The sequence below is a fragment of the Cellulosimicrobium sp. SH8 genome (assembly GCF_025818875.1).
In the GTDB taxonomy this organism is placed as follows: Bacteria; Actinomycetota; Actinomycetes; order Actinomycetales; family Cellulomonadaceae; genus Cellulosimicrobium; species Cellulosimicrobium cellulans_D.
In genome coordinates, this window is the sequence record NZ_JAMXMH010000005.1 from 58497 (window position 1) to 83663 (window position 25167).

Genomic DNA, 25167 nt, shown 5'->3' on the forward strand with positions numbered 1-25167 from the left:
GCGGTGTGCCGCGGACTCGGCGCACGCTCGTCCGCGCCCCGAGGGCGGTCGGCTGGGATGATGCCGGGTGTGATCCTCGACCTCGTGCCCGGCGACGCCCTCGAGCTCGGCGGCGTGTTCTTCGCGGCGCTCTCGGGCGGGCTCGCCGCCGTGCGCAAGCGGTTCGACCTCGTGGGTGTCCTGGTGCTCGCCTGGGTCGCGGGGCTCGGCGGCGGTCTGCTGCGCGACGTCCTGATCGGTGCGATCCCCCCGGTCGGGATCTCCGACTGGCGCCTCGTCGCGGTCGCGGTCCTCGCGGGCGTCGTGACCTTCTTCTGGCACCCGCGCCTCGAGCGGCTCCGGCGGAGCATCATCGTCCTCGACGCGGGCGCGCTCGCGCTCTTCGTGCTCTCCGGCACGATGAAGGGCCTCGACTACGGCGTCGGCCCGCTCGCGGCGATCTTCGCGGGCGTCATCACCGGCGTGGGCGGCGGGATCCTGCGCGACCTGCTGACCAACGAGGCGCCGCTCCTGTTCCAGGACAAGCAGCTCTACGCGATCCCGGCGCTCGCGGGCGCCGCGCTCACCGCCGGGCTCGCGGAGGCCGGCGCGCTCGGGCTGCTGTCCCAGGCGGCGGTCCTCGCGCTCGTGTTCGGCTTCCGCCTCCTCTCCCTCCGTCTCGGCTGGTCTGCCCCCGGTCCGTGGGAGGGTCGCACCGCACGCCGCGGGTCGGGCAGGATGTGAGCCGTGCGCCTCTTCATCGACGACCCCCGACAGCCCGACGACGTGACCGTGGCCGACCTGCGCGACCTTGCCGAGCACCTCGCTCGCGAGGCCGGCGACCTCGTCCGCTCCGGTCGCCCCGACCGTGTCGAGGTGGCCGCCACCAAGTCGACGGCCACGGACGTCGTGACGCGCATGGACGCCGACTCCGAGGCGCTCCTGCGACGCGGCATCGGCGCGGCCCGCCCGGACGACGCGATCCTCGGCGAGGAGGAGGGCGCGTCGTCCGGCACGTCCGGCATCACCTGGGTGATCGACCCCGTCGACGGCACGGTCAACTACCTGTACGGGATCGCGTCGTACGCGGTGTCCGTCGCCGCCGTGGTCGGCCCGCCGGACCCGCTCGAGTGGACGGTCCTCGCCGGCGCGGTGCACTCCGTCGTCGACGGGCGCACCTGGACCGCGGGACTGGGGGCGGGCGCGACGGTCGACGGCCGCCCCGTGCGCGTCAACGCCGAGACGGACCTGGGACAGTGCCTCGTGGGCACGGGCTTCGGGTACGACGCGGAGCGGCGCCGCGCGCAGGCGCGCGTGCTGGTCGACGTGCTGCCGCAGGTCCGGGACATCCGCCGCCTCGGCTCCGCCGCGATCGACCTGTGCCTCGTCGCCTCGGGCGAGCTCGACCTGTACTACGAGCGCGGCCTCAACCCCTGGGACATGGCCGCGGGGGCCCTCGTCGCGCACGAGGCGGGTGCGCGCGTGACGGGCCTGCGCGGGCGCGCCGCCGACCGCGAGATGACCGTCGCGGGGCCGCCCGAGGCGGTCGCGCGGCTCGTCCGGATCCTCGAGGACGCGGACGCCGACACCGACTCCTGACCGCACCGGGGTGGCCTGGGAGCGTTCCCGTGCCCGCGGTCCGGGCGACCCGGTGTTCGCCCGTGACGAACGACACCGGGCGGGCGGGGCGCCACAGGGTGCATCCCTCCCGGAAATGGTGCAGAATCCGGTGGCCCGCCGGGAACAATTCCGGTGCGCCGTGCATTGTTCAGCGTGCAACGCCTCGACGACCTCGGGGCACGACACGTCACGGGGTGCCCCCCGCGCCCCGCACCCGTGCCGCCCGGCACGACCGGCCATCGCCGGTGGTTCCGGACGGGCACTGTCGCGATCGACGAATACTCCGGAGAGTGACCCCACAGATGGCAACAGACTACGACGCCCCCCGCAAGAGTGAAGAGGAGCTCAGCGAGGACTCGCTCCAGGAGCTCCAGGCTCGTCGCTCCGACAAGAGCTCGGGCGTCGTTGACGAGGACGAGACCGAGGCGGCCGAAGGATTCGAGCTGCCCGGTGCCGACCTGTCCGGCGAGGAGCTCTCCGTCCGGGTCCTGCCTCGTCAGGCCGACGAGTTCACGTGCTCGAGCTGCTTCCTCGTGCACCACCGCAGCCAGCTCGCGTACGAGAAGAACGGGCAGCAGATCTGCTCGGAGTGCGCCGCCTGACCTGCATGACGCCCGAAGGCCGTCGTCCCCTCCCCGGGGCGGCGGCCTTCGTCGTCGGCGGAACCGCCGTGCGGACCTCCTGTCGGGGTGCCGTCAGGAGGTGCGTGCGGCCGCCCGGAGCGCGTCCGCGAGGCGCTGCGGGTGCCGCGTGGAGACGAGCCAGTACGGCGTCGGGTCCTGCGGGTCGTCGAGCGTGACGTGCACGCCGGTGCGGGCCCACGCGCGCAGGCACACGTAGGCGCGGGCGTCGAGGCGCGGGCCGAGCTGCACGCGCATCGCCTCCGCGTCGAGGGTCGTGACCTGGCCGAGCAGGGACACCGGGATGTGCGCCCGCCCGGCCCGGAGCTCGCCGTCCGCCACCGCGACGACCGGCGAGGTCCACCAGAGACCGGCGACGCCCGCCACCGCGGCGAGCGTGCCCACGCCGAGCGCGATCGCGTGGCTCGCGGGCCACAGCGCGATCCCGAGGACCAGCGCGAACCCGAGGGCCGCGGCCCAGCCGCCGACGCCCGGGACGAGCCGCTCGCGGTACGGCGTCAGGCCCTCGGGTCCGGGTGCCCCGGCGGCTCCCGGGGTCGAGGAGGGCGTGCTGCGGTCGGCGGGGTCCGTCATGGGTCCATCATCCCAGCAGTCGGGGCGTCGCCCGACGTGCTCGCAGGGCCCGCCCGCGACCACTAGGCTCTGCCGGGTGCCGAACCACCACCAGCCCGAGACCGGGGACGTCGACGTCCTCATCACGCTCCTCGACGACGTCCCCCTGCCGTCGTACGCCCACCCGGGCGACGCGGGCGCGGACCTCGTGACGACCGTCGACGTCGAGCTGGCGCCGGGGGAGCGCGTCGTCGTCCCGACCGGCGTCTCGATCGCGCTGCCCGACGGCTACGCGGCGTTCGTGCACCCGCGCTCGGGCCTCGCCGCGAAGCACGGCCTCACGGTCGTCAACGCGCCGGGCACCGTCGACGCCGGCTACCGCGGCGAGATCAAGGTGACGCTGCTCAACACCGACGCCCGCGAGGCCGTCGTCCTGCGGCGCGGCGACCGGGTCGCGCAGCTCGTCGTGCAGAAGGTCGAGCGGGCGCGGTTCGTCCAGGCCGAGCGGCTGCCCGGCTCGCACCGCGGCGAGGGCGGGTTCGGGTCGAGCGGCGGGTGGGCCGCGGCGACCTGACCTGTCGCGGACGGGCGGTCGCCGCGGAAGCCGCGCGCCCGTCGTCGCGCAGCGAACGTCGCACCACGACCGTCGCTGCGCGGGCTAGTGTGGAAGCAGTGCGGGGCGAGCGCCCCGTCAGGAGTCCCGGCCGAGGGCCGGGCAGGTGAAGGAGTTCCTCCGTGGGTCTGTTCCGTCGCTCCAGGTCGTCCGAGCCGACCGAGTCGCCCGAGCCGTCGGCGCCGTCGGGCACGACGTCCGAGCAGGTCGACGACGGCGCTCCCGCCGCCGAGGCGACCGACGCGAAGCCGGCCCGCGGCCCGTACGACTCCTCCCAGGTGCCCGAGCGCGGGCCCCGTCTCGACCTGGGTGCCGTGTGGCTGCCCGGCGTGCCCGGCATGGAGCTGCGCATGGAGGTCGACAAGAAGACCCAGCGCATCACCGGCGTCGCGTGCGCGGTCGCGGGCTCCGGGCTGCAGGTGCAGGCGTTCGCGGCGCCCCGCACGGACGGCATCTGGGACGAGATCCGCGGCGAGATCGCCGCGTCGGTGACCAAGCAGGGCGGCACGGTCGACGACCTTCCCGGCCCGTTCGGTCGCGAGCTGCTCGCCCGCATCCCCGCGCAGACGCCGGACGGGCGCCCGGGCGTGCGCCCCGCGCGCTTCGTGGGGGTCGACGGCCCGCGCTGGTTCCTCCGCGGCGTCCTCACGGGCAAGGCGGCGGTCGACCCGGCCGAGGCCCGGCTGCTGGAGTCCGTGTTCGCCAACATCGTCGTCGTGCGCGACCAGAGCCCGCGCCCGCCGCGCGACCTCCTCACCCTGCACCTGCCGGGCAAGGGCCCGGCCGCGACGGCCCCGGCTCCCGCCGGCGCGCCCGAGACGCCCTCGTTCGACCCGCTGACGCGTGGGCCGGAGATCACGGAGATCCGCTGACATGGCCCCCACCCTGCGGGAAGCCTGGCGCACGGCCCTCGCCTCCCAGGAGGAGCTCGCGGCCGACGAGGAGCGCTCCGAGGCGGCGCGGCAGAAGGGTTGTCGTGCCGTGTCCGAGCTGCCCAACCGGCGTCGGGCCAAGATCTCCGGCGTCCTGCGGTCGGTGGTGCTGCGTCCGCGCGAGGGCGTCCCGACGGTCGAGGTCGAGCTGTTCGACGGGTCCGGCGTCGTGGACCTCGTGTGGCTCGGTCGTCGTCGCATCGCGGGGATCGAGCCCGGGCGTCGCGCCCTCGTCGAGGGCCTGGTGTGCGACGTCGACGGGCGCCGCACGATCTTCAACCCGCGCTACGAGCTCCTCGCCAAGCCGGGGGAGTGACCTCGCTCCCGCCGACGCGCGGCGGTGCCGTACGATCCTGCGGACGTGCAGCGGCCGACCTGGGACCCGCGCCCGGACCGTGACCGACCGACCCCGAGCCACCGAGGACGCCACGAGATGACGAGCAGCAGCGACGCGAGCGGCGGCCCCGTGGACGGGCGTCCCGGGCCCGGGCACGCCCCGGAGGGTCTCGCGCACGACGCGAAGGTCGCGGAGACCGTCGTCGACGACGTCGCCGCGCCCGAGGACGGTCGCGCGCGCGGGGTCCGCGCGCTCGCCGGGCAGGACTTCTCCGTGGCCGACGCCATCGGGGGCGTGCGCGGGCTCGTCGAGTCGGTCGCCCCGGGTCTCGTGTTCGTCGTCGTCTACGTGGCCACGACGAACCTGCAGTGGGCGCTCGTGACCTCGGTCGCGGCGGCGCTCGTCGCGGTCGCGGCGCGGCTGATCCAGCGCACCCCGGTGACGCAGGCGTTCGGCGGCCTCCTGGGCGTCGGCATCGGCGTGATCTGGGCGTGGCGGTCGGGCGAGGCGCAGGACTACTTCGCGTGGGGCCTGTGGACCAACGCCGCGTACCTCGTCGCGCTCCTCGTCTCGGTCCTGGCCCGCTGGCCGCTCGTCGGACTCGTGGTCGAGGGCTTCCGCAGCGGCTTCGGCGCGGGGGCCGCGTCGGGGTCGGCCGGGGCGACGACGGACCCGTCCCCGGACGCGGTCGACGCCGCGGAGGCCTCGACCGAGCAGCCGGCGGCGGCCGCGACGCCTGCCGACGCGCACGCCGTCGCGCCCGGCGCGTTCGCCCGCTGGGCGCGCACCTGGCGGTCCGACCGCACGCTGATGCGCCGGTACACCGCCGCGACGTGGCTCTGGATCGGGCTGTTTGCCGCCCGGCTCGCGGTCCAGGTCCCGCTCTACCTCGACGGCGACGTCGGCTGGCTCGGCACCGCACGCCTCGTCATGGGCATCCCGCTGTGGGCGCTCGTCCTGTGGCTCACGTGGATCCTGGTGCGGCGACCGCACGGCGCTGCGGCCCCGCAGCCGACGGCGTAGTCCGGGCGGTCGCCGGGACGAGCCCCGTCAGAGGACGGCGTCGCCCGCCTCGGGCGCCTCGACGGGCGCGTCCGACGCGGTCGGCTCCGCCTCGGGCGTCCCGGCGAGGAGCCGGGCGAGAGCACCCTCGTCCGACTCGTCACCCGTGACGAGCAGGAGCTCGTCCCCGGCCTCGAGGGTGTCGTCCTGGCTGGGCGCGATCGGGCGCGTGCCGCGGACGATCGCCGCGAGGACCGTGTCCGCGGGCCAGCTCACCTCGCCGACGCGGTGGCCGACGAGCGGGGAGGTCGGCGGCAGGGTGACCTCGAGGATGTCCGCGCCGGACTGGTGGAACGTGAAGATGCGGACGAGGTCGCCGACGGCGACGGCCTCCTCGACCATCGCGGTCATGATGCGCGGCGTCGAGACGGCGACGTCCACGCCCCACGACTCGTCGAACATCCACTCGTTCTTCGGGTTGTTCACGCGCGCGACCGTGCGCGGCACCCCGAACTCGGTCTTGGCGAGCAGCGACACGACGAGGTTCACCTTGTCGTCGCCCGTCGCGGCGACGATGACGTCGCACTCGTCGACCTTGGCCTCGGCGAGCGACGAGAGCTCGCACGCGTCGGCGAGCAGCCAGTCCGCCTCGGCCACCTGGGCGACGCGCATCGCGGCGGGCTGCTTGTCGACGAGCATGACCTCGTGGTCGTGGCTGAGGAGCTCGCGGGCGATCGAGCGGCCGACCGACCCCGCTCCGGCGATGACGACGCGCATCACTCGGCCTCGACCTTCGGTACGTGGGTGAGCTTGCGTTCGACGACGGCGGCCTGCTCGTCGTCCATGAGCACGTGCAGCACGTCGTTCTCCTGCAGGACGGTGCGGTCGGTGACGAGGACCCCGTCGCCGAAGCGGCTGACGAACGCCACGCGCGCGCCCGTGGCGTCCTCGATGGCGCGGACGGTGCGCCCGACCCAGTCGGGATGGAAGTCGACCTGCGCGAGCCGCACGCGGCCGGACGGGTCGCGGTACTCGTCGGTCGCGCCGAACGGGAGCATGCGGCGCAGCACCTGGTCCGCGGTCCAGCGCACGGTCGCGACCGTGGGGATGCCGAGGCGCTGGTAGATCTCCGCGCGCTGGGGGTCGTAGATGCGGGCCACGACCTTCTCGACGCCGAACGTCTCCCGCACGACGCGCGCGGAGAGGATGTTCGAGTTGTCGCCGTCGGAGACCGCGGCGAACGCGTACGCCTCCTCGATGCCCGCCTGCACGAGCGTGTCGCGGTCGAAGCCGACCCCGGTCACCTTCTTGCCCGTGAACTCGGCCGGGAGGCGCCGGAACGCGTCGGGGTTCTGGTCGACGACGGCGACCGAGTGGCCGCTCGACTCGAGCGACTGCGCGAGCGTCGCGCCGACGCGGCCGCAGCCCATGATGACGAAGTGCACGCACCGAACGCTACCGCTCGCGGGGCCGCCGGGCGCGCACCAGCGCGACCGGGCGCCGTCGGGCATAGCATGAGGCCTCGTGTCGGAGATCGCTGATGCCGCGAAGCGGCTGCTGCTCGGGCGGCCCGTCCGCAGCGAGCACCTGGGGCACACGCTGCTCCCCAAGCGTGTGGCCCTGCCCGTGTTCGCGTCCGACGCCCTGTCGTCGGTCGCGTACGCCCCGGACGAGATCCTCCTGACGCTCGCTCTCGCGGGCCTCAGCGCGACGATGATCTCGCCGTGGGTGGGCCTCGCGGTCGTGGTCGTGCTGCTGACGGTCGTCGCGTCGTACCGCCAGAACGTGCGCGCCTATCCGTCGGGCGGCGGCGACTACGAGGTCGCCACGGTCAACCTGGGTCCGTCGGCGGGCGTCGGCGTCGCGTCGGCGCTCATGGTCGACTACGTGCTCACGGTCGCGGTCTCGATCTCCTCGGGCGCGCAGTACGCGGCCAGCGCGATCCCGGCGCTGCGCGACCACGAGGCCGCGTTCGCCATCGGGCTCGTCGTCGTCCTCACGCTCGTCAACCTGCGCGGGGTCAAGGAGTCGGGGACGTTCTTCGCGATCCCCGTCTACCTCTTCATGCTCGCCATCGGGACGACGGCGGTCGTCGGGTTCTTCCAGTACGTGACCGGCAACCTCGGCCCGGCGGAGAGCGCGGAGTTCGAGCTCACGGCGCAGAGCGGGTTCGACCAGGGACTCATGGGCATCGCGGGCGCCTTCCTCGTGGCGCGGGCGTTCGCGTCCGGCTGCGCCGCACTCACCGGCGTCGAGGCCATCAGCAACGGCGTCCCGGCGTTCCGCAAGCCCAAGTCGCGCAACGCCGCCACGACGCTCGCCCTGCTGGGCGGCATCTCGGCCGTCATGATGCTGTCGATCCTCTTCCTCGCGCGCGCGACCGGCGTGCACTACGCCGAGGACCCGCACACGCAGCTCTCGCTGAACGGGGAGCCGCTGCCCGTGGACTACGTGCAGCACCCGGTGATCGGGCAGCTCGCCGAGACGGTGTTCAGCGGGGCGCCCGTGCTCTTCTACGTGGTGTCCGCGGTGACGGGGCTCATCCTCGTGCTCGCCGCGAACACCGCGTTCAACGGCTTCCCGGTCCTCGGCTCGATCCTCGCCAAGGACGGCTACCTGCCGCGCCAGCTCCACACGCGGGGCGACCGGCTCGCGTTCTCCAACGGCATCGTCACGCTGGCCGTCGCCGCGATCGTGCTCATCTGGGCGTTCGACGCGGAGGTCACGCGCCTCATCCAGCTCTACATCGTGGGCGTGTTCGTGTCGTTCACGCTGTCCCAGCTCGGCATGGTGCGGCACTGGACGCGGGCGCTGCGCACGGAGCACCAGCCCCGCGAGCGGGCACGCATGCGTCGCTCGCGCGTGGTCAACACGGTGGGGCTGGCGATGACCGGGACGGTGCTCGTCATCGTCCTCATCACGAAGTTCACGCACGGCGCGTGGATCGCGATCCTCGCGATGGCCCTCGTCTTCGTGCTCATGAAGTCGATCCGCAAGCACTACGACCGGGTACGCGACGAGCTCGCGCTCGGTGACGAGGCCGCCGCGGCCCGCGCCCTGCCCAGCCGCGTGCACGCGATCGTCCTCGTCTCCAAGATCCACCGGCCGACGATGCGGGCGCTCGCGTACGCGCGCGCCTCGCGCCCGTCCGTCCTGGAGGCCGTCACGGTCGGCGTGGACTCCGAGGACGTCGAGGACCTCATGCGCCAGTGGGAGGCGCTCGACCTCCCCGTCCCGCTGCGCGTCCTGGACTCGCCCTTCCGCGAGATCACGCGGCCGGTGCTGTCGTATGTCCGTTCTGTCCGCCGCGAGTCGCCGCGCGACCTGGTGGTCGTCTACATCCCCGAGTACGTCGTGGGCCACTGGTGGGAGCAGCTCCTGCACAACCAGAGCGCGCTGCGGCTCAAGGGCCGCCTGCTCTTCACGCCGGGCGTCGTCGTGGCGTCCGTGCCCTGGCAGCTCTCCTCGACCGAGGGGCAGACCGGCCTCGAGGGCGAGGGGTTCCGCCAGCGCTTCACGGGGTACTGACCGGCAGTCGTCGTGGCGTGAGAAGGGCCTGGTTCCGGCGTCGGGACCAGGCCCTTCGCACGCCCACGGCGGGTGGGCCGGGCCGTGTCCGGGATACTAGAGGGATGCCGTCCTCCTCGCGTGGTCCCGCCGTGCCCTCCGACCGACCGTCCGACCCCTTCGCGGACGGTCGCGCCGCACGCGGCGGGCGCCGCACGACCCGCCGCCAGGGCGGACGCCCGACCCGTCAGTCCGCCCGTGTCGACCCTCGACCTGAGGTCGAGGTCGAGCTCGAGGTCGGCCCGGTCGCGCACGGCGGCCACTGCGTCGCGCGGTACGACGGGCGCGTCGTCTTCGTGCGGCACACCCTGCCTGGGGAGCGGGTGCGCGCCCGTGTCACGGAGGGCGGGGACGCCGCGAAGTTCTGGCGTGCGGACGCCGTCGAGATCCTCGAGGCGTCGCCCGACCGGGTCCAGTCCGTGTGGCCGGAAGCCGGTCCCGGGGGCGTCGGCGGCGGCGAGCTCGCGCACGTCGCGCTCGACGCACAGCGTCGCTGGAAGCGGGACGTGCTGGCCGAGCAGCTCCGCCGGCTCGGGAAGGTCGACCTCGACGACCTTGACCCTCAAGTAGAGGTCGAAGGTCTGCCCGGCGACGCCGAGCGCGGCGGCCTCGGCTACCGGACGCGCGTCGACCTCGTCGCCGACGGTACGGGCCGCGCGGGCATGCACCGCTTCCGGTCGCACGACGTCGTCGCGCTGGACGGCATGCCGCTCGCCACCGAGGACGTCGCGGAGCTCGCGGCGCGCGAGAAGGTCTTCACGCGCACCTGGCGTCCGGGCACGCGGATCGAGCTCGTCGCCCCCGTCGGCACGGCGCCGGTGCTCCTCGTGGACGGTGAGCCGTGGCGGTCGGGGTCGCCCGACCAGCGCCCCAACGCGCGCCGCAGCGTGACGGAGCGCGTCGTCCTCGGCGACCAGCAGCACGAGTACCGCGTCGCGGCGGGCGGGTTCTGGCAGGTGCACCGCGAGGCGCCGGCGACGCTGACGCGGGCGGTGCTCGACGGCGTGGGGGACGTCGACGGCGCGCGCGTCCTCGACCTCTACGCGGGTGCCGGGCTGTTCACCTCGCCCCTGGCGGCGGCCGTCGGGGCGACCGGCTCGGTGGTCGCCGTGGAGGGCGACGAGCGGGCCGTGCGCGACGCGCGCCGCAACGCGCACGGGCTCGACCGGGTGGAGCTGCACCACGGCCCCGTCGAGCAGGTGCTCGCCGACGACCCGACCGGCGCGGACGTCGTCGTCCTCGACCCGCCGCGCGTCGGTGCCGGACGCGCCGTGGTCGAGGCGATCGCGTCCCGGCAGCCGTCCCGGGTCGTGTACGTCGCGTGCGACCCGGCCGCGCTCGCGCGCGACGTCTCCTACCTCGCCGGCCACGGCTACGGGCTCGCGTCCCTGCGCGCGTTCGATCTCTTCCCGATGACGCACCACGTCGAGGCGGTCGCCGTCCTCACGCGTTGACGCCCGCGGGCGCGCTCGGCCTTGCGCGAGCCCGGGTGCGCCCCGGCGCGTGCCGGGAGGACGATGGGGGAGACGGTCGGACGGGCGGGACGGTGGGGACGTGACGAGCACCAGCACGACGAGCGGGACCACGACGGACGGGACCACGGCGAGCGAGACAGCGGCGAGCGGGACGGTGACGGTGGTGGAACAGGCGTTCCCCGCGTCCGACGACGTGCGTGACGTCGTCGGCGTCGGCGTCCTGCTGCCGAACGGGCGGCTCGCCGGGCGGAGCTTCGCGTCGCGCGCCGAGGCGGAGGCGTGGGCGCGCCCCGCCGAGGGGGAGCAGGTCGTCGAGCTCAACCTGCTGTGCGACTGCGACCTCTGACGGTCGGGACGGCCATATATCTTGACGTCAAGATATATGGGGTATGCTGGTCGCGGTGCAGGTCGCAGCGGGTCGTGGACGAGCCGCCGACCACCGCCAGGGCGGTCCTCCGGACCCGTCCTGAGCGGCGCGCCGGCCCGGCGTAGGCTGGGCGAAGCCCCCTGAACCATGGCATCCGTGCCACCGTCTCGCCACGAAGGAGCTACGAGTGAGCAGCGTCGACACGTTCGGGTCGAAGGGAACGCTGGAGGTCGGTGAGAACTCGTACGAGATCTTCCGCCTGTCCGCCGTCGAGGGTGTCGAGCGCCTCCCGTACAGCCTGAAGATCCTCGCCGAGAACCTCCTGCGCACGGAGGACGGCGCCAACATCACCGCGGACCACGTCCGCGCGCTCGCGTCCTGGGACCCGGACGCGCAGCCCGACACCGAGATCCAGTTCACGCCCGCGCGCGTGATCATGCAGGACTTCACGGGCGTGCCGTGCGTCGTCGACCTCGCCACCATGCGTGAGGCCGTCGCGGAGCTCGGCGGCGACCCGTCGCGCATCAACCCGCTCGCGCCGGCCGAGATGGTCATCGACCACTCGGTGCAGATCGACGTCGCGGGCCGCGCGGACGCGTTCGAGCGCAACGTCGAGTTCGAGTACCAGCGCAACCACGAGCGCTACCAGTTCCTGCGCTGGGGCCAGACGGCGTTCGACGACTTCAAGGTCGTCCCCCCGGGCACCGGCATCGTGCACCAGGTGAACATCGAGTTCCTGGCGCGCACGATCATGACGCGCGAGGTGGGTGGCACCCTGCGCGCGTACCCCGACACGTGCGTCGGCACCGACTCGCACACGACGATGGTCAACGGCCTCGGCGTGCTCGGCTGGGGCGTCGGCGGCATCGAGGCCGAGGCGGCCATGCTCGGCCAGCCCGTCTCGATGCTCATCCCGCGCGTCGTCGGCTTCAAGCTCAACGGCTCGATCCCCGCGGGCGTCACCGCGACCGACGTCGTGCTCACCATCACCCAGATGCTGCGCCAGCACGGCGTCGTCGGGAAGTTCGTCGAGTTCTACGGCGCGGGCGTGGCCCAGGTGCCGCTCGCGAACCGCGCCACGATCGGCAACATGAGCCCCGAGTTCGGCTCGACGGCCGCGATCTTCCCGATCGACGGCGTGACGATCGACTACCTGCGCCTCACGGGCCGCAGCGACGAGCAGCTCGCGCTCGTCGAGGCGTACGCCAAGGAGCAGGGCCTGTGGCTCGACCCGGAGTCGGACAGCTACGTCGAGCCGGTGTTCTCGGAGTACCTCGAGCTCGACCTCTCGACGGTGGTCCCGTCGATCGCCGGCCCCAAGCGCCCGCAGGACCGCATCGAGCTGTCGAACGCCAAGTCGGCGTTCGAGCGCGACCTGCCGACCTACGCGCCCGAGGTTCGCGACCTCGTCGACGAGGCGGAGAAGGAGTCGTTCCCGGCGTCCGACTCGCCCGCGATCACGCCCAACGGCCGCAAGACCGTGAGCGTGACGGACACGGACGGCAAGACCTTCGACCTGTTCCACGGCGCCGTCGCGATCGCCTCGATCACGAGCTGCACCAACACGTCGAACCCGTCGGTCATGCTCGCCGCCGCGCTCCTCGCGAAGAAGGCGGTCGAGAAGGGCCTCGCAGCCAAGCCGTGGGTCAAGACCTCGATGGCCCCGGGCTCGCAGGTCGTGACGAACTACTACGAGAAGGCCGGCCTGTGGCCGTACCTCGAGAAGCTCGGCTTCCACCTCGTGGGCTACGGCTGCGCGACGTGCATCGGCAACTCGGGCCCGCTCGACGAGAAGATCTCCGAGGCGGTCAACGAGCACGACCTCGCCGTGGTGTCGGTCCTGTCCGGCAACCGCAACTTCGAGGGCCGCATCAACCCCGACGTGAAGATGAACTACCTCGCGTCCCCGCCGCTGGTCATCGCGTACGCGCTCGCGGGCACCATGGAGTTCGACTTCGACCACGACCCGCTGGGCCGTGACGAGGCGGGCCACCCGATCTTCCTGCGCGACATCTGGCCCACGCCGGACGAGGTCCAGGCGACGATCGACGCGTCGATCGACCGCGACATGTTCACCAAGGACTACGCGGACGTCTTCACCGGCGACGACCGGTGGCGCGCGCTCGAGACGCCCGAGGGCGACACGTTCGCGTGGGACGCCGAGTCGACCTACGTGCGCAAGCCCCCGTACTTCGAGGGCATGGGCATGGAGCCGTCGCCGGTCACGGACATCTCCGGTGCGCGCGTGCTCGCGAAGCTCGGCGACTCGGTCACGACCGACCACATCAGCCCCGCGGGCGCCATCAAGGTGGACTCGCCGGCCGGGAAGTACCTCGCCGAGCACGGCGTCGCGCGTCGCGACTTCAACTCCTACGGCTCGCGCCGCGGGAACCACGAGGTCATGATCCGCGGAACGTTCGCGAACATCCGCCTGCGCAACCAGCTCCTCGAGAACGTCGAGGGTGGCTACACCTTCAACTTCGTCAAGGGCGCGCAGGACACGATCTACGACGCCGCGCAGGACTACGCCGCGCAGGGCACGCCGCTCGTCATCCTGGGCGGCAAGGAGTACGGCTCCGGCTCGTCGCGCGACTGGGCGGCCAAGGGCACGGCGCTCCTGGGCGTCAAGGCCGTCATCACCGAGAGCTTCGAGCGCATCCACCGCTCGAACCTCATCGGCATGGGCGTCCTGCCGCTGCAGTTCCCGGCGGGCGAGAGCGCCGGGTCGCTCGGCCTCGACGGGACCGAGACCTTCGACATCGCCGGCATCACGGCGCTGAACGACGGCTCCACGCCCTCGACCGTGCAGGTCGCGGCGACCAAGGCCGACGGCACGAGCGTCGAGTTCGACGCGGTCGTCCGCATCGACACCCCCGGCGAGGCGGACTACTACCGCAACGGCGGCATCCTGCAGTACGTGCTGCGCTCGCTCGTCTGAGCACCGCGCGAGGGACGGCGCCCCGTCCGGCTCCGGCCGGACGGGGCGTTGGCGTTCTCGGCACCGGGCTCGCTATCGTGCGCTCATGCCGACACGGACGGCGCCGGCCCCCGCAGCGCTCATCGTCGTGCTCACGTGCGCAGCGCTCACCGGCTGCACCGCCCCGGCACCGGATGCTGCCGAGACCCCCGGCACGACGCAGTCGAGCGTCGATCCGGAGCCGAGCGTCGCGTCCGCTCCCGCGACGGAACCGAGCACTGCGCCCCCTCCCGCTACGGCGAGCGCCGAGCCCCCTTCCGGCACGGCGCCGGAGTGTCGGAGCGCGAGCGACATCGTGAACAACGATGAGCCGCTCGACGTCAGCATGTACGAGGGCATGGTCGACCACGGGCCTCGAGCGGGCGCGAACGGGACGGTGAGCCTGGCCGCTGACGGCACCCCCGCGTCGTACGTCGTGGCGGCCGGGGACTTCCGGGACGCGATCGCCGGACGGCTCTGCCTCGGCCCGTACGCCCTCGAGGCGCTGAACGCCGTCCGCCGGGGAAGCGTGCACTCGGTCGACCCGACGAACGAGGCGTACCTGACGCCGCTCTACGCGGGTGACACGCTGAACCTCAGCCCTTACACGATCACGAGCGTCGGTGATGTGAACGGCGTGGTCCACTCGTACGAGACGGTCTACGTCCTGCCGCCGCAGGGCTGAGGGCTGCCCCACACTGGTTCCATGGTGGAGAACAAGACCGGACCTACGGAGGACTACGTCGAGGCGTTCGTCGCGTCGGTCGAGAATCCGGTCCGGCGACGTGACGCGCAACGACTCGTCGAGCTGATGGGTCGGGTCACAGGGGAGCCGCCGCGGATGTGGGGCCCGTCGATCGTCGGGTTCGGCACGTACCACTACCGCTACGCGAGCGGTCGCGAGGGCGACATGGCTGCGGCGGGCTTCTCGCCGCGCAAGGCGGCGACGACCGTGTACCTCATGGACGGCGTCGACGCCCACGCCGCGCTGCTGGACCGCCTGGGCCCGCACGCCGTCGGCAAGGGCTGCGTCTACGTCAAGGACCTCGACGCCGTCGACCTCGGCGTCCTGGAGGAGGTCGTGCACCGCTCCTACGCGACCCTCACGGGCGACCGCGAGTTCGGCCGCAGGCTCTCCGGCCCGTCGGCGCAGGATCCCTCCTGACCGCGACCGCACCGTGACGCGACCGCGCGGTGGGGTCAGAGCGGGGCGTCGAGCGTGCGGGTCCGGTCCCAGGGCTCCGTCCAGCCGAGCCGGTCGAACAACGCGTCGAGGATCCCGCCCGTGAACCCCCAGACGAGGTGCTCGCGCCCGTCCGCCTCGACGAGGAACCCGGGGCTCTTGTGCACCCGGCGGTCGCGCCGGACCGTCACCGTGCGCCGCCGCTCGGGGTCGAGGAGGTCGGCGACGGGGACGCGGAAGACGTGCGCGGACTCGGCCGCGTCGACCGCGCGGACGGGCGTGGGGCGCGACCACCACGCGAGGACCGGGGTCACGAGGTGGTTGCTCACCGGCACGGGCAGCTCGCCGAGCGTGCCGAGCACGTCGACGCCGTCGGGCTCGAGCCCCGTCTCCTCCTCGGCCTCGCGCAGCGCGGCGCCGACCGGGCCGTCGTCCTCGGGCTCGAGCCGCCCTCCGGGGAAGGCGACCTGACCGGGGTGGTGGCCGAGCGTCGCGGCCCGCGCGAGGAGGAGCACGTCGAGGTCTCGCGGCACCGAGACCGCCGCGTGCTCGGCGGGGACGCGGTCGAGCGCGCCGAAGAGCAGGAGCACGGCGGCCCCGCGGGCGTCGTCACGCAGGGCACCGACGGCGTGCCGCCACGGTTCGGGCCAGGCGCCGCCGTCGCGCGCGAGCGCGGCGAGCTGCTCGCGCGCGGGCCCGTGAGGGCCCTGCGGTGCCGTGGTCACCAGCTCACCGGGAGCGGGCGGCCCTCCTCGTAGCCCGCGGCGGACTGGATCCCGACGACGGCGCGGTCGGCGAACTCCGCGAGGCTCGACGCCCCCGCGTAGGTCGCGGAGCTGCGCAGCCCCGACGTGATCTGGTCGAGGAGGTCCTCGACGCCCGGGCGCTGCGGGTCGAGGAACATGCGCCCCGAGCTGATGCCCTCCTCGTAGAGCGCCTTGCGCGCGCGGTCGAACGGGGAGCCGCCCGCGGTGCGCGCGGCCACGGCGCGTGCCGACGCCATGCCGAAGCTCTCCTTGTAGAGCCGGCCGGTGCCGTCGTCGTGCAGGTCGCCGGGGGACTCGTACGTGCCCGCGAACCACGAGCCGATCATCACCTGCGAGGCACCCGCGGCGAGCGCGAGGGCGACGTCGCGGGGGTGGCGCACACCGCCGTCGGCCCACACGTGCTTGCCGAGCTCGCGCGCTGCGGCGGCGCACTCGAGGACGGCGGAGAACTGCGGGCGCCCGACGGCGGTCATCATGCGGGTCGTGCACATCGCGCCCGGGCCGACGCCCACCTTGACGATGTCGGCGCCCGCGGCGACGAGGTCGCGCACGCCGTCGGCTGTGACGACGTTGCCCGCGACCACGGGGACGTCCGGGCCGACCGAGCGGACGGCGTCGAGCGCCTGGAGCATCTTGGCCTGGTGGCCGTGCGCCGTGTCGACGACGAGCACGTCGACGCCGGCCGCCAGGAGCTCCTTGGCCTTGGCCGCGACGTCGCCGTTGATGCCGACCGCGGCACCGACCCGCAGGCGGCCCGCTGCGTCGAGCGCGGGCGCGTAGACGGACGAGCGCAGGGCGCCCTTGCGCGTGAGGACGCCGACGAGGGCCCCGTCGCGCGTCACGGGCGCGACCTTGAGGCGCGCGGTGTGGAGCTGGTCGTAGGCCGCCTCGAGCCCGGCGCGGCCGCCGTCGAGGACGGACGCGTCGAGGACCAGGGGGTGGGTCGTCATGACCTGGTGGACCTGGGTGAACCGGTCGACGTCGGCGCAGTCGGCCTCCGTGACCACGCCCACGGGCCGCCCGTCGTCCACGACCACCGCGGCGCCGTGCGAGCGCTTGCCGATGAGGGTGAGGGCCGTGTGGACCGTGTCGTGCGGGCCGACGACCACGGGCGTCTCGATGACGGGGTCCTTGGACTTCACGTCGGCGACCACGTCGGCGACGACGTCGGTCGGCACGTCCTGCGGGATGATCGCGACGCCGCCGCGGCGCGAGACCGTCTCCGCCATGCGGCGGCCCGCGACGGCGGTCATGTTCGCGACGACGACGGGGATCGTGGTCCCCGTCCCGTCCGCGGAGGAGAGGTCGACGTCGAAGCGCGAGGCGACCTCGGAACGCGACGGCACGAGGAAGACGTCGCCGTACGTGAGGTCGGTCGCAGGGGTCTGTCCGGGCAGGAAGCGCATGCCCCCATCCTACGAGGTCGCGCCCCTCCGATGTCCGCAGGGCGGAAGTGACCTTCCACGCCCGGGTGGTCCGTGCGTCCGGCGCCGGAGTGTGCGTCAATGACGTGAAGGTCCCGTCGCCCCGCGCACCGCTGCGCAGGTCACCTGCCCGGACGGCCTAGAGTTGTCGGGCTGGTCGCACGGGAACGGAACGGAGCATCTGCATGAGCCTGCTTGGCACGATCACCTCGCCCGAGGACGTGCAACGGCTGACCCTCGAGCAGGCGCGGGAGCTCGCCGGCGAGATCCGTGCGTTCCTCGTCGACTCGGTCTCGCGCACCGGCGGGCACCTCGGCCCGAACCTCGGGGTCGTCGAGCTCACGATCGCGATGCACCGCGTGTTCTCGTCGCCGACCGACACGTTCGTGTTCGACACGGGCCACCAGTCCTACGTGCACAAGCTCCTCACGGGGCGCCAGGACTTCTCGGCGCTGCGCAAGCAGGGCGGCCTGTCCGGCTACCCGTCGCGCGCCGAGTCCGACCACGACGTCGTCGAGAACTCGCACGCGTCGACCGCGCTCTCCTGGGGCGACGGCATCGCGAAGGCGAACGTCGTGCGCGGCCTCACCGACCGGCACGTCGTCGCGGTCATCGGCGACGGTGCCCTCACGGGCGGCATGGCCTGGGAGGCACTGAACAACATCGCGGAGAGCCAGGACCGGCGCCTCGTCGTCGTCGTCAACGACAACGGCCGCTCCTACTCGCCGACCATCGGCGGGCTCGCGCACCACCTGTCGACGCTGCGCACCACGCACGGCTACGAGAGCTTCCTGCAGTGGGGCAAGCGCACGCTCAACCGGTCCGGCGCGCCGGGTCGGTTCGCCTACGAGTGGCTGCACGGCCTGAAGAAGGGGCTCAAGGACGTCGTCGCCCCGCAGGGGATGTTCGAGGACCTCGGCATCAAGTACGTCGGCCCGGTCGACGGGCACGACGTCGAGGCCATGGAGCACGCGCTGCGCCGGGCCAAGGCGTACGGCGCGCCCGTGATCGTGCACACCATCACCGAGAAGGGCCGCGGGTACACGCCCGCCGAGCAGGACGTCGCCGACCGCTTCCACGCCGTCGGGAAGATCCACCCCGAGACCGGTCTGCCGGTCGCGCCGTCGCGGTTCGGCTGGACGAGCGTCTTCGCGGACGAGATCGTGCAGATCGGGCGCCGCCGGTCCGACGTCGTCGCGATCACCGCGGCGATGCTCGAGCCCGTGGGGCTCAAGCCGTTCGCGCAGGCGTTCCCCGAGCGCACGTTCGACGTCGGGATCGCCGAGCAGCACGCCGCCACGTCCGCCGCGGGCATGGCGTTCGCGGGCCTGCACCCCGTCGTCGCCGTCTACGCGACGTTCCTCAACCGCGCGTTCGACCAGGTCCTCATGGACGTCGCCCTGCACAAGGCCGGCGTGACGTTCGTGCTCGACCGTGCCGGCATCACGGGCGACGACGGCGCGAGCCACAACGGCATGTGGGACATGGCGATGCTGCGCATCGTGCCCGGCCTGCGGCTCGCCGCGCCGCGCGACGAGGAGACGCTGCGGACGGCGCTGCGCGAGGCCGTGGACGTGGACGACGCGCCGACGGTCGTGCGCTACCCCAAGGGGGCGCTCGGGGACCCGCTGCCCGCCGTCGACACCGTGGACGGCGTGGACCTGCTCGCCGTGCCGGGCGAGGCGCCGAGGACCGCCCCGCAGGGCGCGGCACCCCGCGCTCGGGTCCTGCTCGTCGGCCCCGGGTCCATGGCGCGCGTCGCGCTCGACGCGGCGGAGTCGCTCACGGCCCACGGCGTCGACGTGACCGTCGCGTCCCCGACGTGGGTCCTGCCGATGCCGAGCGCGCTCGTCAAGCTCGCGGGCGAGCACGACCTCGTCGTGAGCGTCGAGGACGGCGTCGCGGACGGCGGCGTGGGCGCGCTCCTCGCGCAGCGCTCGCTCGAGGGCGGCGTCCGCACACCGGTGCACGCGCTCGGCCTGCCCGCGCAGTTCCTCGACCACGCGACCCGGGACCAGGTGGCCTCGGCGTACCGGCTCACACCGGCCGACGTCGCGCGCGACGTGCTGGACGCGCTCGCGGCGCTCGCGCGCGGCTGACCGTCCCGGACGCCCGCCGCGGACGCCTCGGCGCCGCGCGGGTCGTCCGGGCTAGGGTCCAGGCGTGATCTGGCTCCTCGACCTCGACAACACGCTCGTCGGCCGCGACGCCGCGTTCGCCGCCTGGGCGGCCGACGCCGTCGCGCGCGCCGGGCGTGACGCCTCCGACCTCGCCGCGATCGTCGCCGCCGACCAGGGCGGGTTCGCGGTCAAGACGGAGGTGGCACGCGTCATCGTCGACCGCCTCGGCTGGGACGAGGACCTGCCCGCCGCGGTCGACCGCTTCCGCGCCGGCATCCTCGACCACGTCCGCGCGTACGACGGCGTGCTCGACCTGCTCGACGCGCTGCGCGCCGACGGCGACGTGGTCGTCGTTGTGACGAACGGGACGTCCGCGCAGCAGCGCGGCAAGCTCGCCCGCTGCGGGGTCGGGGCGCACGTCGACGCCGTCGTCGTGTCCGGCGAGGAGGGCGTCGACAAGCCGGACCCGCGGCTCCTCGAGATCGCGCTGGAGCGCGTCGGTGCGACCGACGTGGACCGTGCCGAGGTCTGGATGATCGGAGACGCGGCGCACGCCGACGTCGCTGCGGGCCGGGCCGCCGGCACCCGCACCGGATGGGTCTCCCACGGGCGCGCGTGGGCGGACGGTCCGCGGCCGGACGTCCTGGGACCGACCGTGCACGACGTCGTCGCCCGCGCCCGCGAGGCGGCCCTCACCGCGCCGTAGCGCGCAGCGCGTCCTGTCAGCGGTGCGCCGGTGCCCGGGGCGTCAGGAGTGCGTGACCTCCACGGCCTGCTCGACGACGGCCCGCAGGTCTCCGCCGGACGCCGCGTGCCAGGCGCGCTGGCGCTGGGCACCGTTCCCGCCGGACCAGAGGCGTCCGAGCAGCTCCGTCACGGCGTCGAGGTCGCCCGCGTCGACGAGCGCGTCCCGCACGTGCGCGACGAGCAGCCCGACGACGTCGTGCGCCGGGGCGGGGCGCCACGTGAGCGGCGAGACCAGGTCCTCCTCGAGGCCCGAGCGCCCGGCGCGCCATGACGCGGTCCGCAGGATCTCCGGGCGGAGCTCCGGGGGCGCGGCGCCGTCCGCGGCCTCGCGCGCCGCCGTCTCGACGAGGCCGCGGCTGAGGGCCGCGAGGAGCGTCGCCGTGTCGGGGTCGAGGCACACGTCGGCGACGCGGATCTCGACCGTGGGGTAGCGCGAGGACAGCCGGGCGTCGAAGTAGACCATGTTCTCGTCGAGGATCGTGCCGGTCGCGACGAGCCCGTCGACCGCCTCCCGGTACGCCTCGGGCGTGCCGAACGCCCGGGTCGGCCCCGATGTCGGCCAGCGGGACCAGACCTGGGACCGAAAGCTCGCGTACCCGCTGTCCTGGCCCTGCCAGAACGGGGAGTTGGTGCTCAGCGCGAGGAGCGTGGAGAGCCACGGCCCGATGCGGTCGAGGACGGCGACCCCCTCGGTGTCGTCCGCGACGGCGACGTGCACGTGGCACCCGCTCGTGAGCTGCTCGCGCGCCGTGAGCCCGAACGCGGCGCGGGCCTCGAGGTAGCGCAGGCGGGAGACGGTGGTGCCCTCGAAGGGCAGGGGCGAGGTGGAGAGCGCGGCGACCCGGGCGCCGACGCGGTCCGCCGCCTCCTGGGCGCGCTGCCGGCCCGCGCGGATCTCCGTCGCGAGGTCGTCGAGCTCGCGCCGCGGGTGGGTCGCGGTCTCGAGCTGCTCCTCCATGAACTCCGACTCGAGCGAGCCGGTCCCGCCGCCCTTCTCGTCGGTGCCCGACGCCTCCAGGGCCTCCGCGGCCCGGGCGACCGGGTGGCCGTCGTCGCCGACGAGCAAGAACTCTTCCTCGACCCCTACGGTGCGCTTCACCCGGGCAGTCTCACACGGAAGCCGGAAGCACGTCCGGCGAGGGTGTGACATGCGTCCGTGTCGTGCGTCACGGGCGCGCGCTGCCGTGGCCATCACCGGCTTCTAAGGGCTTGTGAAGGTCATCACAAGAGATGGTCGCGGTGGGTGGTGGGAGGCGAGAAAGCCGCGGGATGTCGCGGTTCCCGCGGGGTCCCGCCCGGGTCGGGACCTAGGTCCCCGGGCGGCCCGAAACCCCTCCGCGCGGCGCCCCGTGAACCTAGCCTGGAGGTGGCGAAGGAGCCCGTCGGAACCTCGACCGAGGGCCTCCACCCGAGGCCCCCACGAGACCGACGGGTCCGGCCGGCGCGCGGACCCGCGCGTCAGGCACGAGGGAGGTCCAGATGACCAGCGTTTCCGAGGCACCCGGCACGACGAGCGGCGGCCGTGCGGTGGAGGGCGGCGTCGACTCGCAGCACGACACCGCGCACGTCCCCGCGTGGGAGGGCTTCACCGACGGCCCGTGGCGCGACACGGTCGACGTGCGCGACTTCATCCAGCGCAACTACCGCCCGTACACGGGCGACGCGTCGTTCCTCGCCGGGCCCACGGAGCGCACGACGGGGATCTGGGACACGCTGTCCGCGATGTTCCCCGAGGAGCGCGAGATGGGGATCTACGACGTCGACCCCCACACGCCCGCGGGGATCACGGCGCACGCGCCCGGCTACATCGACAAGGCGCACGAGGTCATCGTCGGACTCCAGACCGACGCGCCGCTCAAGCGCGCGATCATGCCGAACGGCGGCTGGCGCATGGTCGAGGGCGCGCTGCAGACCTACGGCTACGAGGTCGACGAGACCCTGAAGAAGGTCTTCACCGAGTACCGCAAGACCCACAACCAGGGCGTGTTCGACGTCTACCCGCCGAACGTGCGCGCGGCCCGCAGCTCGCACATCATCACGGGCCTGCCCGACGCCTACGGCCGCGGCCGGATCATCGGCGACTACCGCCGCGTCGCGCTCTACGGGGTGGACGCGCTGATCGCCGCGAAGAAGCTCGACAAGCTCGGTCTCGACACGCAGCCGTTCAGCGAGAAGGTCGTGCGCGAGCGCGAGGAGCACGCAGAGCAGATCCGCGCGCTCGGCGAGCTCAAGGAGATGGCGGCCGAGTACGGCTACGACATCTCCGGCCCGGCGACGTCGGCGCGCGAGGCCGTGCAGTGGCTCTACTTCGCCTACCTCGCCGCGGTGAAGGAGCAGAACGGCGCCGCGATGTCGCTCGGGCGCACCTCGACGTTCCTCGACGTGTTCATCGACCGCGACCTCGAGGCGGGCCGCATCACGGAGTCCGAGGCGCAGGAGATCATCGACGACTTCGTCATCAAGCTGCGCATCGTGCGGTTCCTGCGCACGCCCGAGTACGACGCGCTGTTCTCCGGCGACCCGACCTGGGTCACCGAGACGATCGGCGGCATGGGCGAGGACGGGCGCCCGCTCGTCACGAAGAACTCGTTCCGGTTCCTCCAGACGCTCTACAACCTCGGCCCGGCCCCCGAGCCGAACATGACGGTCTTCTGGAGCCCCGAGCTGCCGCAGGGGTTCAAGGACTACTGCGCGCAGGTCTCGATCGACACCTCGGCCGTCCAGTACGAGTCGGACGAGCTCATCCGCCAGCACTGGGGCGACGACGCGGCGATCGCGTGCTGCGTGTCCCCGATGCGCGTCGGCAAGCAGATGCAGTTCTTCGGCGCGCGCGTGAACCTCGCCAAGACGCTGCTCTACGCGATCAACGGCGGGCGCGACGAGATCTCGGGCAAGCAGGTCTCGCCCGTGGCGGCGCCCGTCGAGGGCGACGTGCTCGACTTCGACGACGTCATGGCGAAGTTCGACGCGACGATGGACTGGCTGGCCGAGACCTATGTCGAGGCGCTCAACTGCATCCACTGGTCGCACGACAAGTACGCGTACGAGCGCATCGAGATGGCGCTGCACGACAAGGACGTGCTGCGGACCATGGCGTGCGGCATCGCCGGCCTGTCCGTCGCGGCGGACTCGCTGTCGGCGATCAAGCACGCGAAGGTCTCCGTCGTGCGCGACGAGCGCGGCCTCGTCGTCGACTACGTGACCGAGGGCGAGTACCCCACGTACGGCAACGACGACGACCGGGCCGACGCGATCGCCGTCGACCTCGTCGAGCGGTTCATGGCGAAGGTGCGCACGCACCCGACCTACCGCGACGCGGTGCCGACGCAGTCGGTCCTGACGATCACGTCGAACGTCGTGTACGGCAAGGCGACGGGCAACACGCCCGACGGCCGCCGCGCCGGCGAGCCGTTCGCCCCGGGCGCCAACCCGATGAACGGGCGCGACACGCACGGCATGCTCGCCTCCGCGCTCTCGGTGGCCAAGCTGCCGTACGACGAGGCGCAGGACGGCATCTCGCTGACCAACACGGTCGTGCCGAGCGGCCTCGGGCGCACCAAGGAGGAGCAGGTCACGAACCTCGCCGGCCTCCTGGACGCCTACATCGGGTCCGAGGGCTACCACATGAACGTCAACGTGCTGAACCGCGAGACGCTCCTGGACGCCATGGACCACCCGGAGAACTACCCGCAGCTGACGATCCGCGTGTCCGGGTACGCGGTGAACTTCGTCCGCCTCACGCGCGAGCAGCAGCTCGACGTGCTCTCGCGCACCTTCCACGGCGCGCTCTGACGAGCGCTGAGGAGCCAGCCATGACCGTCACCCTTCCCGGCCCCACCGCCCGCCGACCCGGCGCGGCGCGCGGGTGCGGCGTCGCCGGGGGCACCCTGCCCGACGACGCCACGCGCCTCGACGTCCCGGGCGTCCCGACCTCCGCGGCCGAGCCCGCGGCGTCGGGCACGCCCGTGGGCCACGCCCGTCGGGCGGGCGCGGGCCTGGACGGGCTGACGGTCGTGGACGTGGACCGGGCCGACAAGCTCGCGGCGATGCGCGCGGGCGAGCTCGGCTCGGTCCACTCCTGGGAGCTCGTCACCGCCGTGGACGGCCCGGGGACCCGGCTCACGGTGTTCCTCAACGGGTGCCCGCTGCGGTGCCTGTACTGCCACAACCCCGACACGTTCGCCATGAAGGACGGTCGGCCCGTCACGGCGGACGAGCTCCTGGGGCGGGTCAAGCGCTACCTGCCGGTCTTCCGGGCCACGCACGGGGGCCTCACGCTCTCCGGCGGCGAGGTGCTCATGCAGCCCGCGTTCGCGGCCCGCGTGCTGCGCGGCGCCAAGGCGATGGACGTGCACACCGCGCTCGACACGTCGGGCTTCCTCGGCGCGAACGCGACCGACGCGATGCTCGACGACACGGATCTCGTGCTGCTCGACGTGAAGTCGGGCGACCCCGACACCTACAAGAAGGTCACGAGCCGCGACCTCGAGCCGACCCTGAGGTTCGGACGACGGATCGCCGAGCGCGGCCTCACCGGCCACGCGCCCGAGGTGTGGGTGCGCTTCGTCCTCGTCCCGGGCCTCACCGACGACGTGGACAACGTGGAGAAGGTCGCGGAATACGCGGCCTCGCTCAACGCGATCCGCCCCGGCACGGTGACACGCGTCGAGGTGCTGCCCTTCCACCAGATGGGCCGCGACAAGTGGGACGCCCTCGGGCGCACCTACGAGCTCGACGACACGCCCGCTCCGTCAGCCGAGCTCACCGAGCGCGTGCGCGACCAGTTCCGCGCCCACGGCCTGACGACGTACTGACCCCGACCTGCCGACGAGCGCCCGCTCGCCGAGACCCGAGAAGTGGCCCCGGACCGCCGTGGTCCCGGGGC

Annotated in this window: 23 protein-coding genes; 17 read left to right on the forward strand and 6 right to left on the reverse strand. The window is 73.4% G+C overall.

Features of this window, described 5'->3' with window-relative positions:
- Positions 1-69: 69 nt before the first annotated feature.
- The 3 genes from NF338_RS08350 (at position 70) to NF338_RS08360 (ending at position 2201) form a co-directional block, all read left to right on the forward strand.
- Positions 70-723, forward strand: a complete 654-nt coding sequence (locus tag NF338_RS08350) for a trimeric intracellular cation channel family protein (protein WP_255318895.1) — start codon at positions 70-72, stop codon at positions 721-723.
- A 3-nt stretch (positions 724-726) separates the two neighbouring features.
- The gene (locus tag NF338_RS08355) at positions 727-1578 is read left to right on the forward strand and encodes an inositol monophosphatase family protein (protein ID WP_264030346.1); all 852 of its coding nucleotides are present in this window, start codon (positions 727-729) and stop codon (positions 1576-1578) included.
- A 323-nt stretch (positions 1579-1901) separates the two neighbouring features.
- A complete protein-coding gene (locus tag NF338_RS08360) occupies positions 1902-2201 on the forward strand; it encodes a DUF4193 domain-containing protein (RefSeq protein ID WP_047234722.1) in 300 nt (99 codons plus the stop codon).
- Between the two features lie 93 nt (positions 2202-2294).
- On the opposite strand, the gene NF338_RS08365 is transcribed toward NF338_RS08360, so the two are convergent.
- Complete coding sequence (locus NF338_RS08365; RefSeq protein ID WP_264030347.1) at positions 2295-2813, reverse strand: DUF3093 domain-containing protein; 519 nt, start codon at positions 2811-2813, stop codon at positions 2295-2297.
- Positions 2814-2889: 76 nt separating this feature from the next.
- On the opposite strand from NF338_RS08365, the gene dut reads away from it, so the two are divergent.
- The 4 genes from dut (at position 2890) to NF338_RS08385 (ending at position 5697) form a co-directional block, all read left to right on the forward strand.
- Positions 2890-3366, forward strand: coding sequence for a dUTP diphosphatase (dut, locus tag NF338_RS08370; RefSeq protein ID WP_244286133.1), 477 nt, complete (start codon positions 2890-2892; stop codon positions 3364-3366).
- Between the two features lie 161 nt (positions 3367-3527).
- Complete coding sequence (locus NF338_RS08375) at positions 3528-4277, forward strand: DUF3710 domain-containing protein (protein ID WP_264030348.1); 750 nt, start codon at positions 3528-3530, stop codon at positions 4275-4277.
- 1 nt (position 4278) lies between these two features.
- Positions 4279-4653, forward strand: a complete 375-nt coding sequence (locus NF338_RS08380) for an OB-fold nucleic acid binding domain-containing protein (RefSeq protein WP_047234725.1) — start codon at positions 4279-4281, stop codon at positions 4651-4653.
- A gap of 117 nt (positions 4654-4770) precedes the next feature.
- On the forward strand, positions 4771-5697 hold the full coding sequence (locus NF338_RS08385) for a DUF3159 domain-containing protein (protein WP_264030349.1): 927 nt from the start codon (positions 4771-4773) through the stop codon (positions 5695-5697).
- 27 nt (positions 5698-5724) lie between these two features.
- Here NF338_RS08385 and NF338_RS08390 read toward each other — a convergent pair whose 3' ends face one another.
- Together NF338_RS08390 and NF338_RS08395 are read right to left on the reverse strand one after the other, a co-directional pair.
- Positions 5725-6453: a potassium channel family protein gene (locus tag NF338_RS08390; RefSeq protein WP_264030350.1), complete on the reverse strand. Its 729-nt coding sequence runs from the start codon at positions 6451-6453 to the stop codon at positions 5725-5727.
- The gene (locus NF338_RS08395; RefSeq protein ID WP_264030530.1) at positions 6453-7106 is read right to left on the reverse strand and encodes a potassium channel family protein; all 654 of its coding nucleotides are present in this window, start codon (positions 7104-7106) and stop codon (positions 6453-6455) included. The genes NF338_RS08390 and NF338_RS08395 overlap by 1 nt, the downstream gene beginning before the upstream one ends.
- A 94-nt stretch (positions 7107-7200) precedes the next feature.
- Here NF338_RS08395 and NF338_RS08400 point away from each other — a divergent pair, with 94 nt between their 5' ends.
- The 6 genes from NF338_RS08400 (at position 7201) to NF338_RS08425 (ending at position 15206) form a co-directional block, all read left to right on the forward strand.
- Entirely contained in the window at positions 7201-9204 is a 2004-nt protein-coding gene (locus tag NF338_RS08400; RefSeq protein ID WP_264030351.1) for an APC family permease, read from the forward strand.
- Positions 9205-9308: 104 nt separating this feature from the next.
- Positions 9309-10697, forward strand: a complete 1389-nt coding sequence (locus tag NF338_RS08405) for a class I SAM-dependent RNA methyltransferase (protein ID WP_264030352.1) — start codon at positions 9309-9311, stop codon at positions 10695-10697.
- 100 nt (positions 10698-10797) lie between these two features.
- Positions 10798-11064, forward strand: coding sequence for a hypothetical protein (locus NF338_RS08410; protein WP_264030353.1), 267 nt, complete (start codon positions 10798-10800; stop codon positions 11062-11064).
- Between the two features lie 208 nt (positions 11065-11272).
- Positions 11273-14023 (forward strand): aconitate hydratase AcnA, encoded by a 2751-nt coding sequence (gene acnA, locus NF338_RS08415; RefSeq protein ID WP_264030354.1) that lies wholly within the window; start codon positions 11273-11275, stop codon positions 14021-14023.
- 85 nt (positions 14024-14108) lie between these two features.
- The gene (locus tag NF338_RS08420; RefSeq protein ID WP_264030355.1) at positions 14109-14726 is read left to right on the forward strand and encodes a hypothetical protein; all 618 of its coding nucleotides are present in this window, start codon (positions 14109-14111) and stop codon (positions 14724-14726) included.
- A 21-nt stretch (positions 14727-14747) separates the two neighbouring features.
- A complete protein-coding gene (locus NF338_RS08425; RefSeq protein ID WP_264030356.1) occupies positions 14748-15206 on the forward strand; it encodes a DUF1801 domain-containing protein in 459 nt (152 codons plus the stop codon).
- 35 nt (positions 15207-15241) lie between these two features.
- On the opposite strand, the gene NF338_RS08430 is transcribed toward NF338_RS08425, so the two are convergent.
- Both NF338_RS08430 and NF338_RS08435 read right to left on the reverse strand, forming a co-directional pair.
- A complete protein-coding gene (locus tag NF338_RS08430; protein ID WP_412846496.1) occupies positions 15242-15952 on the reverse strand; it encodes an NUDIX hydrolase in 711 nt (236 codons plus the stop codon).
- Positions 15946-17397 (reverse strand): GuaB1 family IMP dehydrogenase-related protein, encoded by a 1452-nt coding sequence (locus NF338_RS08435; protein ID WP_264030358.1) that lies wholly within the window; start codon positions 17395-17397, stop codon positions 15946-15948. Before NF338_RS08435 ends, NF338_RS08430 begins: the two co-directional genes overlap by 7 nt.
- 203 nt (positions 17398-17600) lie before the next feature.
- Between NF338_RS08435 and dxs the strand changes: the two genes are divergently transcribed.
- Complete coding sequence (dxs, locus tag NF338_RS08440; protein WP_264030359.1) at positions 17601-19514, forward strand: 1-deoxy-D-xylulose-5-phosphate synthase; 1914 nt, start codon at positions 17601-17603, stop codon at positions 19512-19514.
- 64 nt (positions 19515-19578) lie between these two features.
- Positions 19579-20241, forward strand: coding sequence for an HAD family hydrolase (locus tag NF338_RS08445; RefSeq protein WP_264030360.1), 663 nt, complete (start codon positions 19579-19581; stop codon positions 20239-20241).
- Between the two features lie 42 nt (positions 20242-20283).
- On the opposite strand, the gene NF338_RS08450 is transcribed toward NF338_RS08445, so the two are convergent.
- Positions 20284-21381, reverse strand: a complete 1098-nt coding sequence (locus NF338_RS08450; protein WP_264030361.1) for a glutamate--cysteine ligase — start codon at positions 21379-21381, stop codon at positions 20284-20286.
- Between the two features lie 380 nt (positions 21382-21761).
- Here NF338_RS08450 and pflB point away from each other — a divergent pair, with 380 nt between their 5' ends.
- Positions 21762-24074 (forward strand): formate C-acetyltransferase, encoded by a 2313-nt coding sequence (gene pflB / locus NF338_RS08455; protein ID WP_264030362.1) that lies wholly within the window; start codon positions 21762-21764, stop codon positions 24072-24074.
- A 20-nt stretch (positions 24075-24094) separates the two neighbouring features.
- Positions 24095-25096 carry a pyruvate formate-lyase-activating protein gene (gene pflA, locus NF338_RS08460; RefSeq protein ID WP_264030363.1) on the forward strand — a complete coding sequence of 334 codons (1002 nt, stop codon included), beginning with the start codon at positions 24095-24097 and terminating at the stop codon, positions 25094-25096.
- Positions 25097-25167 lie beyond the last annotated feature (71 nt).

Coding starts and splice junctions, on each gene's coding strand:
- NF338_RS08360 (WP_047234722.1), top strand. CDS start 1,902: ATGGCAACAGACTACGACGCCCCCCGCAAGAGTGAAGAGGAGCTCAGC.
- NF338_RS08365 (WP_264030347.1), bottom strand. CDS start 2,813: ATGACGGACCCCGCCGACCGCAGCACGCCCTCCTCGACCCCGGGAGCC.
- NF338_RS08380 (WP_047234725.1), top strand. CDS start 4,279: ATGGCCCCCACCCTGCGGGAAGCCTGGCGCACGGCCCTCGCCTCCCAG.
- NF338_RS08385 (WP_264030349.1), top strand. CDS start 4,771: ATGACGAGCAGCAGCGACGCGAGCGGCGGCCCCGTGGACGGGCGTCCC.
- NF338_RS08390 (WP_264030350.1), bottom strand. CDS start 6,453: ATGCGCGTCGTCATCGCCGGAGCGGGGTCGGTCGGCCGCTCGATCGCC.
- NF338_RS08395 (WP_264030530.1), bottom strand. CDS start 7,106: ATGGGCTGCGGCCGCGTCGGCGCGACGCTCGCGCAGTCGCTCGAGTCG.
- NF338_RS08405 (WP_264030352.1), top strand. CDS start 9,309: ATGCCGTCCTCCTCGCGTGGTCCCGCCGTGCCCTCCGACCGACCGTCC.
- NF338_RS08420 (WP_264030355.1), top strand. CDS start 14,109: ATGCCGACACGGACGGCGCCGGCCCCCGCAGCGCTCATCGTCGTGCTC.
- NF338_RS08425 (WP_264030356.1), top strand. CDS start 14,748: ATGGTGGAGAACAAGACCGGACCTACGGAGGACTACGTCGAGGCGTTC.
- NF338_RS08435 (WP_264030358.1), bottom strand. CDS start 17,397: ATGCGCTTCCTGCCCGGACAGACCCCTGCGACCGACCTCACGTACGGC.
- dxs (WP_264030359.1), top strand. CDS start 17,601: ATGAGCCTGCTTGGCACGATCACCTCGCCCGAGGACGTGCAACGGCTG.
- pflB (WP_264030362.1), top strand. CDS start 21,762: ATGACCAGCGTTTCCGAGGCACCCGGCACGACGAGCGGCGGCCGTGCG.
- pflA (WP_264030363.1), top strand. CDS start 24,095: ATGACCGTCACCCTTCCCGGCCCCACCGCCCGCCGACCCGGCGCGGCG.